Genomic DNA, 14,140 nt, shown 5'->3' on the forward strand with positions numbered 1-14,140 from the left:
ACTCATGGTGCATCGCTGAATGCTTCGGAATGCTGGTAGCAGGAGGTTTCCGCCTCCAGCACCTCTGGAAACACTGTTTCTGCACCTCACCGCAGTAAGCCTCCGCTCCAGAGCCGCCAGTACCGGGCCCTTCCGCCGTCCCGACGCCTCGCGCATCCTCGGAGACGACATAGGTCCTCCGCTCGGGACGTTGGGCGTGTCCACAAGCGGTGGCCAGCATCACCATGAGGACGAAGATGAGAACCGGGGCTCCATGCCGGGCGCTGGGGCTCATGGGCGTCACTCCACGCCCGAACGCCAACCCCATTCAAGCCGCGACGGGCCTCTGTCCTGCGCAGGTCAGTTCACCTGCGCGAGCGAACCATCGACTTCCGCGTCCTCGTTCTCCGGCGCGTCCTCCACCGCGTCCACGCCCTGCGGAATGCCATCCACGTAGGTGACGACGTTGTTCGGCAGCGCGGCCACGCGCGGGCCCGGCGTCACCACGCCCGTGAGGTTCAGCGGATCCACTCCGGACAGCTGGATGCGCACGCCGGACGGAGGCGCGCGCCGCACCGCTCGCGCCATGTCCACCGCTTCTGGCAGCGCGAACTGCTCGCCCACGAAGCCCGACACGAAGCGCCCGCCTCGGAGCTCGCCGCGCGCTTCCATGCGCCGGTAGACGAACAGCAGCTCGCGCCACGTCGGCGACAGCGACTCGCGCATCACCAGGTCGCGCCAGACGATGCCGTAGCGCTGGAGGAACAGCTTCGCCAGCGACTCCGTCACCTCCTCCTGCGCCTTCGGCTCCGACGGCGCCAGGAGGCTCCAGCGGCCCGGGCCACCCCGGTTGAGCAGCTTCTGCCGCTTGCGGTGCGCCGGGCTCTGCAGGATGCGCAGGTTCTGCACCGCGTCCGCCGTCACGAGCCCCTTCGCCACCAGCTCCCACAGCGCGTCCTCCACCTCCGCCGGCAGCCGCCGCGCCCGCGTCACCAGGTCCTGGAAGAAGCACGCGCCCCGCCGCTCCAGCACGCCCACCACGTCCTTCGCCGCCGCGCTCAGGTCCGGCGGCGTCCACACGCCCCCGTCCGCCAGCACCGCGTGCGGACGAGCCGCCGCGAGCATCCACTCCAGGTCCTCGCGCACCGTGAACGTCAACGGCGCGTTGCGCGTCGGTGAAGACCGCTTCGCCACCACCGGCTCCGGCGCCTCCACTGGCGCGCCCCGGCGCGGGCCCGCGGGCTTCGGCGGATCCTTCAGCGTCACCCGCCCCCACGCCACCTCGCCCGCGTAGCACGCGCGCTCCATCAGGTCCGGCGTGTAGCCCCGCATGCGCGCGGGCAACAGGAAGCGCTCCCACGCGGAGGCCGGCGCTTCATATCCCTGCAGCAGTCTCACCGCCTTGAGCAGTCCCGTGGAGCCTCGCAGCGCGTCCACGTCCTCCAGGTGGTGCCACCGGAAGAGGAAGCGCATGAAGTCCTGGGGGCTCAGCGGCTCAATCTCACGGCGCAGCCGCCCCACCGTCAGCCGGTGGATGCGCTGGAGCAAACGCCGGTCGCACCACTCCAGCACCGGGCTTCCGTCCGCGTCCCGAGGCACCGGTACGTCGTCCTGTGCGCGGAACTGGCCTCGCAGCACGCTGCCCTGGCTCTCCAGGTGGTGCAGCGCCAGGTTGATGTCGTCCGGATCCAAGAGCGTCAGCCGCGCCAGCTCCGTCACTGTGGTGGGCCCCACCAGCTCCATCCGCCCGCGCACCACCTGGAGCACCGCCGCGTCGCGCTCCACCGGCCGGTCGTACTCCAGCACCGGCAACACCGGCTGCGTCCGAGCGTCCGGGAAGAGCGCGCGCACCGCGTTGCCCCGCTCCGCCGACACCAGGAACCGTCCGCCCTCCCGCTCCAGCCAAGCCACGCGCCCCTGCTTGAAGAGCCCTGTCTCCAGGCCTCGCGGCACCTCCGAGGCCCGCACCAGCACCAGCTGCAACAGCGCGTCGTGCAGCTCGTCCTCGTCGCGCATCGGCTGCGCGGCGTCCTCCACCACCTGCCGGATGGCGTTCGCGTCCAGCGCTCCGAACGCCGCCGCGTCCTCGGCTGGCATCGCGCGGCGCAGGGCCACGTTGCGCACGCGGCGCTCCTCGGCCGGCGCGTCGTCCAGGAAGGTGTAGGGCTGGCTGTTGATGAGCGCGTGTGCGAAGACGCTCGGCTCCGGGACGTCTCGCGCGACCAGCTGGATGCGCCCGTCCTTCATGCGCCGGAGCACCTCGCGCAGCCCGTCGATGTCCATCGCCTCGCGCAGACAGTCGTCCATTGTCTGCTTCACCAGCGGATGGTCCGGCAGCTCCACGTCCCCGCCACCGTGGTTGTCCTGGCAGCCCACCTGCGCGGGGAAGACCGCCGCCAGCAGGTCCTCGCTGCGCGCGCGCTGGAGGTTCGGCGCCACGCGCTTGCCCCCCATCATCCGGTGCAGCGTCAGCGCTCGCGACGCCACCCACCGGAAGCGCGTGCCGAAGATGGGCGCCTGGAGGATGGCCTGCACCAGCACCTCCTCCACGTTGTCCGGGTGCAGGAAGTCGAAGATGTCCGCCAGCGGGAACGAGTGCTGTTCCCCCAGGCTCAAGAGGATGCCGTCCTCCGTGGCCGCCGCCTGCAATTCGAAGTCGAACGAGCGGCAGAAGCGCTTGCGCAGCGCCATGCCCCACGCGCGGTTGATGCGGCTGCCGAACGGCGCGTGGATGATGAGCTGCATGCCGCCCGCCTCGTCGAAGAAGCGCTCGGCGACGATCTGCGTGTGGCTGGGCACCACGTCGCCCAGCATCTTCTTGCCCAGCCGCAGGTAGCCCAGGAGCGCGTCCACCGCGGGCGGCGGCACACGCAGGAGCTTCTCCAGGAAGCCCGCCGGGTCATCGTGGCGCAGCAACTCCTCGCGCAGCCGGCCCACCTGGAGGCTCAGCTCGTCCGTGCGGCCCGGGGCCTCGCCGCGCCAGAAGGGCACGTTGGGCGGAGCGCCCCTCGCGTCCTCCACCATCACCGTGCTGCCGACGACGCGCTGGATGCGCCACGCCGTGCTGCCCAACAGGAAGATGTCCCCCGGCGAGGACTCCACCGCGAAGTCCTCGTCCAGCGTGCCCACCACCTTGCCTTCCGGCTGCGCGGTGACGCTGAAGTTGAACGTGTCCGGAATGGCGCCGCCGTTGGTGAGCGCGGTGATGCGCACGCCCCTGCGCCCCTTGAGCCGCTGGTTCACCCGGTCCCGGTGCAGGTGGATGCTGCCCCGGCCCCGGCGCTCAGAGACGCCCTCCGACAGCATCTCCAGCACCTGCTGGTACTCCTCCCAGGTGAGGTCCTGGTACGGGTACGCGCGCTGGAAGATGCTGAAGAGGGCGCGCTCGTCCCATTCCTCGCACGCGCACGCGGCGACAATCTGCTGCGCCAGTACGTCCAATGGCTTCTTGGGGATGCGGACCGCGTCCAGGTCGCCCTCGCGCACGGCGTTGAGGAGCGCGACGCACTCCACCAATTCGTCGCGCGTCATCGCGAAGAGGATGCCCTTGGAGATGCCCGCCTTGTGGTGGCCCGCGCGGCCCACGCGCTGGAGCAGCACGGAGATGGCCTTGGTGGTGCCCAGTTGCACGACCAGGTCCACGTTGCCCACGTCGATGCCCAACTCCAGCGACGCGGTGGCCACCATCACGCGCAGCTGGCCGGCCTTGAGGCGCTCCTCGGCGGACAGGCGCATCTCGCGGGACATGCTGCCGTGGTGCGCGGCCACCCACTGCTGGCCCAGGCGTTCGCCCAGGTCGTGCGCCACGCGCTCGGACATCTTGCGCGTGTTGACGAAGATGAGCGTGGTGCGGTGCTCGCTGGAGAGCTGGATCAGCCGGTCATAGACCTGCCCCCACATCTCGTGGCTCGCGATGGAGGAGAGCTCCGCGTCCGGAATCTCCACCTTGAGGTCCCACGGGCGCTGGTGGCCCACCTCCACGCGCTTGCACTCGGTGAGGGACGCGCCGGTGAGGAAGCCGGAGATGGCGTCCAGCGGCTTCTGCGTGGCGGACAGGCCCAACAGCTGGGGGCGCACGTCGGTGAGGGCCTTGAGGCGCTCCATGGACAGCGCGAAGTGGCTGCCGCGCTTGTCGCGGGCGAGCGCGTGGATCTCGTCCACGATGACCGTGCGCACGTGGCGCAGGGTCGCGCGGGCGCGCTCGGCGGTGAGGTAGAGGTAGAGGGACTCGGGCGTGGTGATGAGGATGTGCGGCGGGCGACGCACCATCTGGGCGCGCTCGCCCGCGGGCGTGTCGCCGGTGCGCACCTGGACGCGCAGGTGCTGGGGCTCGTAGCCCTCTTCGCGCGCCAGGGTCATCAGCTCCTCCAGCGGCTGGAGGAGGTTCTTCTGCACGTCGTTGCCCAGGGCCTTCAGGGGCGACACGTAGAGGACGCGCGTGTGGTCGGGCAGCGTGCCGTCGAGCGCCAGGCGGAACAGGGAGTCCAGCGCCGCGAGGAACGCGGTGAGCGTCTTGCCGCTGCCCGTGGGCGCGGCGATGAGCACGTCATGGCCGCCGTGGATGAGCGGCCAGCCTTCAACCTGCGGCCGGGTGGGCTCGCCCAGGCGTGAAGCGAACCAGCGCCGCACCACCGGGTGGAAGGCGGCGAGCGCCGGATGGGCCGCGGACTCCGACGAGAAGGCGAGGGCGATTTGAGGGGACATGGCGGGCTCCCAGAGGGCCAGCCTGAACACAGGTACAGCGCGTCGTCAACGGACGCCGGGTGCCGACTCCGGGCCCCCAGGTCAGGGGATGTCGGAGGGTCGGCGTGCCCCCCGAACCCTCGGCGGATTCGTCTCCCAGCAGGACGCAGGGTAATCAGGCGGACAGGCTTCGTGTCGTCGCAGAACACCACACCCGTCCGAGCCGTGCCGTCACAGTCATGGACCCAAAGCATCCGATGCTCACAGAGGACAGTCCTCCCTCCACGAACGAGCTGGAATGGAACGCGCGCGAGAAGGCCCGCTGACGCCTGGGAAGCATCGATGCGCTTCTACCAACTCCAACGTCCGGCCCCTTCCACTCCGAGACACTGGAGCGGCAGCCTCTCCGCCGAGCACATCTGGAGCCTGCCCGGGGTGGAGTGCCCCACCTGCCATGAGACCTGGAGTGGCCAGTTCACGCTTCCCAGCGTTGATCTGTCCTCGTTGCCCGAGCGCGACCTGCTGATGGAACCGCGTGTCGAACCCCACGCGGAATACGCGCGCCTTGCGTCCCATGTGCAGCCGTTCCTCCCAGCCGGTCTGTCCCCGGAACCCGGCATGCAATTCGGTCCGCTTCGAGGCACGGCGAGCGGAACCTTCGGCCCCTTGAGCGCACGCTACGGCTGGGAGGTACTGGTCACGCAGGAAGCTTTGCGGCACCTCCAGGCCGTGGGGATCCGGGCGCTCGTTCCTGTGCGCGCGGAGCTACAAGGACTCGATTCAGGAGTCGTGCTGTATGAGCTGGAGCTTCCTCTGCGCGGGCTTCTGCACCGAGACGCAGTCCTGACAGGTCCCAGGTGCCCAACCTGCGGCTTGTACGAGGCACGAATCTCGCCCGAGCCCTGGCTGGATGGAGATGACCTCACTCACGACGTGGACCTCTTCCGCCCCATGAACGGAACCACGTACACCTTCGTCAACGAACGCTTCGTCGAAGCAATCGAAGCCCTGGGCCCATCCGACGTGATGTTTCGCGAAGCCGCTGTCGTGCCGGAATGCCGCACAGGCTCGGTCCACTGAGTTCAGCGCCGGACCGTACAAGCACGCAACGCCGCCGCTCATTCCGCGGAAAAAAGTGAGCCGCGCGCCCCCGCCGGATCTGCGGCACACTGCGCGCCTCGAAAAGGAGCCACACCATGAGCTGGGAAGAAGACCTGCAGGGCCGTGAGCCCCCGCCCTCCCTGGAGACGCTCATCGTCCCGCGCGTGCGCGACCTGGGCGATGGCTTCCATGTGCGCCGCGCCCTGCCCTCCGCGCGCCGCCGCATGGTCGGCCCCTTCATCTTCCTGGACCAGATGGGCCCCGCGGACTTCGACCCCGGCCGCGGCCTGGACGTGCGCCCCCATCCGCACATCGGCCTGTCCACCGTCACCTATCTCTTCCAGGGCGAAATCCTCCACCGCGACTCGCTGGGCTTCGTGCAGCCCATCCGCCCCGGCGCCGTGAACTGGATGACCGCCGGCCAGGGCATCGCCCACTCGGAGCGCACCGGCCCGGAGACCCGCTCCGCCGGTGGCCGACTCTTCGGCATCCAGGCCTGGATCGCCCTCCCCAAGAAGCACGAGGAGGTCGCCCCCGCCTTCGTCCACCACCCCGCGGACACGCTCCCCGTCATCGACGGCGAGGGCATCCACCTGACCGTCATCGCGGGCCAGGTGCACGGCGGCAAGTCCCCCGTGCGCGCCCACTCCGACCTCTTCTACGCGGACGCGAAGATGGAGGCGGGCTCCCGCCTGAAGCTCTCCGCCGAATACGAGGAGCGCGGCCTCTACCTCGTGGAGGGCACCGTGGAGGTGGAGGGCACGCGCTTCCAGCCCGGCGAACTGCTCGTGTTCAAGCCGGGCAGCGAGATCATCCTCAACGCGGAGTCCTCCGCGCGGATGATGCTCCTGGGCGGCGAGCCCATGGACGGCCCGCGCTACCTCTTCTGGAACTTCGTGTCGTCCTCCAAGGAGCGCCTGGAGGCCGCCAAGGCGGACTGGAAGGAGGGCCGCTTCGCCGCCGTGCCCACGGAGACGGAGTTCATCCCCCTGCCGCCGGATGATCCGCCCGCGCCCGTGCGCTACCCGTAGAGCCGGCGCACCGGCGCCAGCGTGCCCGCGGGCCGCTGCGACTTCGCCTGCGACCACGTCAGCCGGTACGTCGCCGCCGTCCCGTCGAAGGCGATGGGCTTCACCTCAGGTGAGCCCGCGCCCGACGCGCGCAGCGTCTCCGCCAGGAAGCCGCAGGCGAAGAAGGGGTTGTCCGCCAGCACGTCCTTCACCCACAGGGTGGCGTCCTGCTTGGACAGCTCCTCCACCCGGACCTCGTTGAAGTTGTTGCCCGCGCGCAGGTTGTACGGCACGCGCTCCAGCGTCTTCTGTGGCCCCAGGTGCGTGACCAGTTGCATGCTCGCCCGCCCCACGGACGTCTGCTGGAAGCCCTTCAGGTAGCGGGCGCCCAGCTCCAGGTAGGCCGTCTCCAGGGGCTGGCCGGGGAAGACGTCCCGCGCGGCCACGTCCAGGAAGACGCGCCACTGGTCCAGCGAGTAGTGGGGGCGCAGCGGCTCGGACAGGTTCAGGCCCGCGGCCTTCAGCTTCTGGCGTCCGTCACGCGTCAGGTACGGCCCCAACGCACGCACGAAGAGGGCTTCCACGCTCTGGGCGAAGATTTGCTTTTCGGATGGGACCATGCCCCCAGGGTGGGGGCGCCCCTGAGCATCCGGAAGGGCGGACGCAATGCATCCGTCCACGAGTCGTCAAACCCGTAGGATTTTCAGCCTCGCGGCAGACGCACCGTGAAGGTCGTCCCCTGGGCCTCGGTGGAGGTCACCTGCACGGTGCCGCCATGGGAGCGGACGATCTGACTGGTGATGTAGAGCCCCAGGCCCAGCCCTCCGGCGGTGCCACGCTCCCGGTCGCTGCGGCCGGCGCGGCGCCACGCGGCGAAGAGGTGCGGCACCTGCTCCGCCGGAATGGGCGCGCCCAGGTTGTGCACCCGCAGCACGGCCTCCCCATTCAGCCCCTCCGCGCTCACGCGCACGGGCGACTCCGGCGGGCTGAACTTGAGCGCGTTGGACACCAGGTTGCCCACCACCTGCTCCAGCCGGTCCGCGTCCCACTCGCCGCGCCCGTCCCCCTGCACGTCCAGCAGCACCTCTCGCTGGGGATGGCTGGCGCACGCTTCCTCCACCGCGCCACGCACCACGTCGAACAGGTCGCACCGCGAGCGCACCACCGGCAGCCCCGCGCCCAGCCGCGCCCTGGCGAAGTCCAGCAGCTGGCGGATCATCCGCTCCATGCGCACGGCGCTGGTGAGGATGCGCTCGGTGAAGACGCGCTGGCGGTCGGACAGCTCGCCCTGGCGCTGGAGCTGCTGCGCGGACATGGACAGCGCGTTGAGCGGATTGCGCAGGTCGTGGCCCAGGATGCCGATGAACTGTTCGCGGAAGTCCTCCGCGTTGCGCAGCTCCGTGACGTCCTGCCCGGTGGCGATGACGGCCTCCACCGCGCCCGTGGGCCCGGTGGCCGGTGACATCGTGTACTCGAAGTGCCGGGGGCCCTGGTCCGAGGACAGGGTGACGCGGCCGCGCTGCACCTGGCCCGTGCGCCGCGCCGCGTCCAGCGACTTCGCGAAGGACTCCAGCTGCGGATCCATCACGCGCAGCGCGTCCATGTTCCTGCCCGGCACGTGCACATGGTGCGAGCCACGCGACGCGGCCACCGCCTGGTTCGCATAGATGAGCGTCCCGTCGCCGTCATAGAGCGCGATGGGGTCCGCCGCCGCGGCCATGGCCAGCTCCAGCAAGCGGCGCTGCTGCTGCACCTGGTCGGAGAGGACGCGCACCTCGCGCTCGGCGCGGCGCAGGCGCAGGAGCGCATGCACCTGGGCCACCAGCTCCTCCGGATCCACCGGCGCCACCAGGTACGCATCCGCGCCGTGCTCCAGCCCCTGCGCCCGGTCCGCCGGGCCCACCGCCTGCGCGGACAGGTGCAGCACCAGCGCGTTGCGCGTGCGCGGAGAGGCCTTCAGGCGCCGGCACACCTCCAGGCCGCTCATGTCCGGCAGGCGGACATCCAGGATGACCAGGTCCGTGTGCTCGTCCGCGAGCGCCAGCGTCTCGCCGCCCGTGCCCGCCTCCAGCACCTGGAAGCCCGACAGGGACAGCACACGCGACGTGACGTAACGGCTGGCCAGGTCGTCGTTGACGTTGAGGATGATGGGCGCGGAAGGCATGCGGGCGGATGGAACCGAGGCCCTTCTTCGTAATGGCTGCTCCCGGGCGCGCCAAGCCTTGCACGTGGGAAAATGTCTTCTCTGACGGAACAGCCAGGGGAACGGGCGTCCGTCACCGCTCGCTGGACGACAGGGTGGCTCCCCTGTCAGCGCGTTTCGCGATAGGGATGCCCCATGCGCCCTCCCTGCCGCCCGCTTCCCGCTGATGGCCGCTTCCTCCAGGCCGTGGGGCCCACGCCGCTCGTGCCCGTGCGGCTGGACCCGGAAGGTCCGACCATCTGGTGCAAGTTGGAGTTCCTCAATCCCAGCGGGTCCACCAAGGACCGCATCGCCCGGTACATGCTGGAGAAGGCGTGGCGGCTGGGTGAGCTGAGCCCCGGCGGCGACGTGGTGGAGGCGTCCAGCGGCTCCACCAGCATCGCCATGGCGCTCGCGAGCGCGCAGATGGGCTGCCGCTTCACGGCGGTGATGCCGGAGGGCGTGACGGAGGAGCGGCTCATCGCCATCCGCGCCTACGGCGGCGAGGTGGAATTGGTGCCGCGCTCGGAGGGCATCCGGGGCGCCATCGCGCGGGCGGAGGCGCTGGCGAAGGAGCGCGGCGGCTATGCGCCCCGCCAGTTCGAGAACCCGGACAACGCGGAGGCGCACCGCGTGTGGACGGGGCAGGAGATCCTGGCGCAGGTGCCGGGCGGGCTGGTGCACGGCGTGGTGAGCGGCGTGGGCACGGGCGGCACCATCGTGGGGCTGTTCCAGGCGTTCGCGGAAGCCGGCTGTCCGGTGACGCCCTTCGTGGCGCGGCCCATCGCCGGGCTGGGCTGCGACATCGAGTGTTGCAGCTTCAGCGCGCGCGTGCCGGGCGTGGTGGACGGCTTGTCGCGGCTGTACCGCGAGGCGGACATGCCGGGCCGCGTGGAGCTGGACGTGTCGGACGACCTGGCCATGCGCACCGCGCGGGCGCTCATCCGCCGGGGCTTCCCGGTGGGCCCGTCCTCCGGCCTCAACTACGCGGCGGCGGTGGAGGCGGCGAAGCGGCTGGGCCCGCAGGCCCAGGTGGTGACGGTGTTCCCGGACCGCATGGAGCGCTACTTCTCCACGGAGCTCGTGCAGCCCCGGGCCGCGCCCAAGGCCGGCTGAAAGCCCCTCAGGTGCGCATGCGCACGCGCGTCTCGTGGACCGTGTCCGGAGGCGGCGCGGTGCGCTCGCGCTCCTGGGCGCGCATCAGGCGCAGGATGCTGGGCCCCAGGACGTCGATTTCGGTGGAGGCGTAGGCCTCCGTGCCGAAGCGGCGGATGGAGTCCGTCTGCTTCTCCAGGATGCGCGCGTCCTGCCCGAAGATGTGCAGACCCACCGGCAGCACGAAGGGCACCGCGGCCTTGAGCAGCCAGCGCGGCACGGGCAGCTTCACCGTCACCACCGCGTACACGAGCGTGTCCCAGTCACTCACCGGCGTCATGGCGGAGTTGACCACGATGTGGCTCTTCTCCCCGATGCGGTACTCCACCTGCGCGATGGACGGCATCAGGAAGCGGTCGAAGTGCTGCACCACCCCGCCGCCCGGCGCGAGCAGCCGCCCCACGAGCCCCTTGGGCGCGGGCTCGCCCAGGTACTCCGCCTCCACGCGGTCCGCGCTCCTGCGCACCACCACGTCGATTTCGTTCTTCTTCTCCGCGGTGCGGAACAGGCCGCCGTGGAGGAATGCCGTGTGCGGCACGTCCAGCGTGTTCTCCAGCACCGCGTGCAGCGACCCGGGCGCGCGCAGCACCCGGCGCACGGTGGTGTAGTCCGCCGCGTCCAGCAGCGGGAAGCGGAAGGGCTCCGACGTGGGCTCCACGCCGGGCGTGGAGTAGACCCAGACGAAGCCGTCCTGCTCGCGCGTCGCGTAGGTCGCGGCGCAGCGGGAGCGGGCCTCGGGCTCACCCACCAGGCCGGGGATGAGCCGGCACTGGCCTCCGGTGTCGAAGCGCCACCCGTGGTAGCCGCACTCCAGCTGCCCGTTCGTCACGCGCCCCAGCGACAGGGGCACGTTGCGGTGCGGACAGCGGTCCATCAGGGCGCCGGGCTTGCCGCCTTCACCCCGGAAGAGCACCAGGGGCGTGCCCTGCAGCGTGCGGGCGAGCGGCTTGTCCCCCAGCTCGCGCGACGTGCAGAGGATGAACCAGGAGTGCGGAAGCCGGACGACGGAGATGTGACTGGGGGACGCACCTGGGGTGCGCCCCTCCTCGCGGGCGTTCATGCGCCCAGTCTAATGGGCCCGGGCCGCCGTGCACGCCCCCTTCAGGCGGGCAGGTCGGCGAAGCGTTGGGCGGCCTCCGGGTTGAGGGGCTGGGGCATCACCCCGCCGCTCATCCCGCGGCAGGACTCCTCACAGCTGCGGCACGCGTCCGCGCAGGCCTCCATCAGCCCCTCGTCGCCCAGCTCCTCGCAGGCGGTCGCGCAGGCGGCGCACACCTCCGCGCAGGCGAAGCAGGTGCGCGAGTGCAGATTCGAGCCGCGCAGCATGAAGCGCGCGCTCGTCTCGCAGATGTCCACGCAGTCCATCAGCAGCCGGAGGGGGCCGGGCTCGGCGAGCCTGCTTCCCCGCTTCAGGCAGTCCGCCAGGGTCTCCAGGCAGACGCGGTGACAGGCCATGCAGTGGTCGATGCACTCCCGCATCGCGTCGTCGCCTCGCATCACTTCGGCGTTGGCCATGGTGGGGTTCCTTTCGGGCCTCACGGTGGTCACGCGCGGGGACGTCACCATCCCGCCCCGCGCGGCCGACTGTCCGGCTGCTCTCGGACTAGAGCTTCAGCCGCCGCAAGCGCAGGGCGTTGCCGATGACGGACACCGACGAGAGGCTCATCGCCGCGCTCGCGAACAGCGGGCTCAGGAGCAACCCGAGGACGGGGTACAGCACGCCGGCCGCCAGCGGCACTCCCAGCAGGTTGTAGACGAAGGCGAAGAAGAGGTTCTGCCGGATGTTGCGCAGCACGCCCTGGCTCAACCCGCGCGCCCGCGCGATGCCTCGCAGGTCGCCCTTCACCAGCGTCACGCCCGCGCTCTCCATCGCGATGTCCGTGCCCGTCCCCATGGCGATGCCCACGTCCGCCCGAGCGAGCGCCGGGGCGTCGTTCACGCCGTCGCCCGCCATGGCCACCACGCGCCCCTGGGCTTGCAGTGTCTTCACCGCGTCGCCCTTCGCGTCCGGCTGCACGCCCGCGATCACCTCCGTGATGCCCAGCCTGCGCGCCACCGCGTGCGCCGTCGTCGGGCTGTCGCCGGTGAGCATCACCACGCGCAGGCCTTCATCCCGCAGCCTCGCCAGCGCCTCCGGCGTGGACGGCTTCAGCGGATCCTCCACGCCCAGGAGCCCCGCCGCCCGGCCATCCACCGACACCAGGACCACCGTCTGGCCCTCCTGGCGCAGCGCCTCCGCGCGCTCCGTCAGAGCCTCCACCTCCACGCCCAGGCTCCGCATCAGCGCCGCGTTGCCCAGCGCCACCTCGCGTCCCTCCACGCGGCCCCGGACGCCCTGCCCTGGCACGGACTGGAAGTCCTCCACGCCCCCGGGGGACACGCCGCGCTCCTTCGCCCCCGCGACCACGGCGGCGGCCAGCGGGTGTTCGCTGCCTCGCTCCAGGCTCGCGGCCTGGCGCAGCAGCGCGGATGCGTCCACGACGCCCGGCGCGGGCTCCACCGTCACGAGCCGCGGCTTGCCCTCCGTGAGCGTGCCCGTCTTGTCCACCACCAGCGTGTCCACCGCCGCCATCCGCTCCAGCGCCGCCGCGTCGCGGATGAGCACGCCCATGCGCGCGCCCTGCCCCGTCCCCACCATCACGGACATGGGCGTGGCCAGGCCCAGCGCGCACGGGCAGGCGATGATGAGCACCGCCACCGCGTTCACCAGCGCATGCGCGAGCCTCGGCTCCGGGCCCCACACGCCCCAGACCATCGCCGTCACCACCGCCACCGCGATGACCGCGGGCACGAAGATGCCGGCCACCCGGTCCGCCAACCGCTGGATGGGCGCGCGCGTGCGCTGCGCCTCGGCCACGCGCTGGACGATGCGCGACAGGAGCGTGTCCTGCCCCACGCGCTCCGCCCGCATCACGAGCGTGCCCGTGCCGTTCACCGTGCCGCCCGTCACCTTCGCGCCCGGCCCCTTCTCCACCGGCACGGGCTCCCCGGTGACGAGCGATTCATCCACCGCGCTCGCGCCCTCCAGCACCTCGCCATCCACCGGCACCTTCTCACCGGGGCGCACGCGCAGGCGCCATCCCGCATGCACCTGGGACAGCGGCACGTCCTCCTCGTGGCCGTCGTCCAAGATGCGCCTCGCGGTGGCGGGGGCCAACGACAACAGGGCCCGCAGCGCTCCGGACGTCGCGTGGCGGGCGCGCAATTCCAGCACCTGTCCCAGCGCTACCAGCGTGAGGATGATGGCCGCGGCCTCGTAGTATACGGGCACGGTGCCGCCGTGCCCCGTGCGCGCGCCTTCCGGCAACAGGTGCGGGAACAGCGTGACGCCCACGCTGAAGGCGTACGCCGCGCCCGCGCCCAGCGCGATGAGCGTGAACATGTTCAGGTGCCGGTTCTTCACCGACGCCCAGCCCCGCTGGAAGAACGGCGCCCCCACCCACAGCACCACCGGCGTCGCCAGCGCGAGCTGCGCCCACACGAGCGCCGAGGCCGACAGCCCGTGCCGCACCGGCAGCATGTCCGACATGCCCAGCAGCATCAGCGGCGCGCTCAGCACCAGGCCCACCCAGAACCTTCGCGTCATCGAGCGCAGCTCTGGATCCGGCGGCTCCTCCACCGTCACCGTGCGCGGCTCCAGCGCCATGCCGCACTTCGGGCAGGCGCCGGGCCCGTCGCTCACCACCTCCGGGTGCATGGGGCAGGTGTATTCGACGCGCGTCTGGAGCGCGGGCGGCGCTTCGGGCTCCAGCGCCATGCCGCACTTCGGGCACGCCCCTGGCGCGTCCTGCCGCACCTCCGGGTCCATGGGGCACACGTACACGGCGCCCGGCGCGGCGGGCGGTGGCTGAGTCTGGGGCTGGAGGAACCGGGCGGGGTCGTCCTGGAAGCGCTGGCGGCACTTCGGGTTGCAGAAGAACCAGGTGTGGCCTTCGTGCTCCCAGCTCCCACCCCGGGGCGCGCGAGGGTCCACCTCCATGCCGCACACGGGGTCGATGGCGGGCCCCTCCCCGCCCACGGGGGGCGGGGA

At 71.3% G+C, this 14,140-nt stretch carries 9 protein-coding genes; 3 read left to right on the forward strand and 6 right to left on the reverse strand.

Annotated features, from left to right (window positions below):
- Nucleotides 1–339 precede the first annotated feature (339 nt).
- Entirely contained in the window at nt 340–4,683 is a 4,344-nt protein-coding gene (locus D7W82_RS04705; protein WP_199727678.1) for a DEAD/DEAH box helicase, read from the reverse strand.
- A gap of 321 nt (nt 4,684–5,004) precedes the next feature.
- On the opposite strand from D7W82_RS04705, the gene D7W82_RS04710 reads away from it, so the two are divergent.
- Nucleotides 5,005–5,742 (forward strand): double-CXXCG motif protein, encoded by a 738-nt coding sequence (locus D7W82_RS04710; protein ID WP_158617589.1) that lies wholly within the window; start codon nt 5,005–5,007, stop codon nt 5,740–5,742.
- A gap of 116 nt (nt 5,743–5,858) precedes the next feature.
- On the forward strand, nt 5,859–6,794 hold the full coding sequence (locus D7W82_RS04715) for a pirin family protein (protein ID WP_120617180.1): 936 nt from the start codon (nt 5,859–5,861) through the stop codon (nt 6,792–6,794).
- Here the strand turns inward: D7W82_RS04715 and D7W82_RS04720 are convergent.
- Nucleotides 6,785–7,393: a DUF2378 family protein gene (locus D7W82_RS04720; RefSeq protein WP_120617181.1), complete on the reverse strand. Its 609-nt coding sequence runs from the start codon at nt 7,391–7,393 to the stop codon at nt 6,785–6,787. The two genes, D7W82_RS04715 and D7W82_RS04720, sit on opposite strands and share 10 nt — an antisense overlap.
- An 83-nt stretch (nt 7,394–7,476) precedes the next feature.
- Nucleotides 7,477–8,937 (reverse strand): ATP-binding protein, encoded by a 1,461-nt coding sequence (locus tag D7W82_RS04725; protein WP_120617182.1) that lies wholly within the window; start codon nt 8,935–8,937, stop codon nt 7,477–7,479.
- A gap of 174 nt (nt 8,938–9,111) precedes the next feature.
- Between D7W82_RS04725 and D7W82_RS04730 the strand changes: the two genes are divergently transcribed.
- A complete protein-coding gene (locus D7W82_RS04730; protein ID WP_120617183.1) occupies nt 9,112–10,071 on the forward strand; it encodes a PLP-dependent cysteine synthase family protein in 960 nt (319 codons plus the stop codon).
- A 7-nt stretch (nt 10,072–10,078) separates the two neighbouring features.
- Here D7W82_RS04730 and D7W82_RS04735 read toward each other — a convergent pair whose 3' ends face one another.
- From D7W82_RS04735 to D7W82_RS04745, 3 genes are all read right to left on the reverse strand, one after another.
- Nucleotides 10,079–11,170 (reverse strand): aromatic ring-hydroxylating dioxygenase subunit alpha, encoded by a 1,092-nt coding sequence (locus tag D7W82_RS04735; protein ID WP_120617184.1) that lies wholly within the window; start codon nt 11,168–11,170, stop codon nt 10,079–10,081.
- 41 nt (nt 11,171–11,211) lie between these two features.
- Nucleotides 11,212–11,625 carry a four-helix bundle copper-binding protein gene (locus tag D7W82_RS04740; RefSeq protein ID WP_120617185.1) on the reverse strand — a complete coding sequence of 138 codons (414 nt, stop codon included), beginning with the start codon at nt 11,623–11,625 and terminating at the stop codon, nt 11,212–11,214.
- 88 nt (nt 11,626–11,713) lie between these two features.
- Nucleotides 11,714–14,140 (reverse strand): heavy metal translocating P-type ATPase (locus tag D7W82_RS04745; protein ID WP_370450933.1); only part of this gene is annotated, 2,427 nt, incomplete at its 5' end.

Source organism: Corallococcus sp. CA049B (assembly GCF_003611685.1).
Classification (GTDB): domain Bacteria; phylum Myxococcota; class Myxococcia; order Myxococcales; family Myxococcaceae; genus Corallococcus; species Corallococcus coralloides.

Coding starts and splice junctions, on each gene's coding strand:
- D7W82_RS04705 (WP_199727678.1), bottom strand. CDS start 4,683: ATGTCCCCTCAAATCGCCCTCGCCTTCTCGTCGGAGTCCGCGGCCCAT.
- D7W82_RS04710 (WP_158617589.1), top strand. CDS start 5,005: ATGCGCTTCTACCAACTCCAACGTCCGGCCCCTTCCACTCCGAGACAC.
- D7W82_RS04715 (WP_120617180.1), top strand. CDS start 5,859: ATGAGCTGGGAAGAAGACCTGCAGGGCCGTGAGCCCCCGCCCTCCCTG.
- D7W82_RS04720 (WP_120617181.1), bottom strand. CDS start 7,393: ATGGTCCCATCCGAAAAGCAAATCTTCGCCCAGAGCGTGGAAGCCCTC.
- D7W82_RS04725 (WP_120617182.1), bottom strand. CDS start 8,937: ATGCCTTCCGCGCCCATCATCCTCAACGTCAACGACGACCTGGCCAGC.
- D7W82_RS04730 (WP_120617183.1), top strand. CDS start 9,112: ATGCGCCCTCCCTGCCGCCCGCTTCCCGCTGATGGCCGCTTCCTCCAG.
- D7W82_RS04735 (WP_120617184.1), bottom strand. CDS start 11,170: ATGAACGCCCGCGAGGAGGGGCGCACCCCAGGTGCGTCCCCCAGTCAC.
- D7W82_RS04740 (WP_120617185.1), bottom strand. CDS start 11,625: ATGGCCAACGCCGAAGTGATGCGAGGCGACGACGCGATGCGGGAGTGC.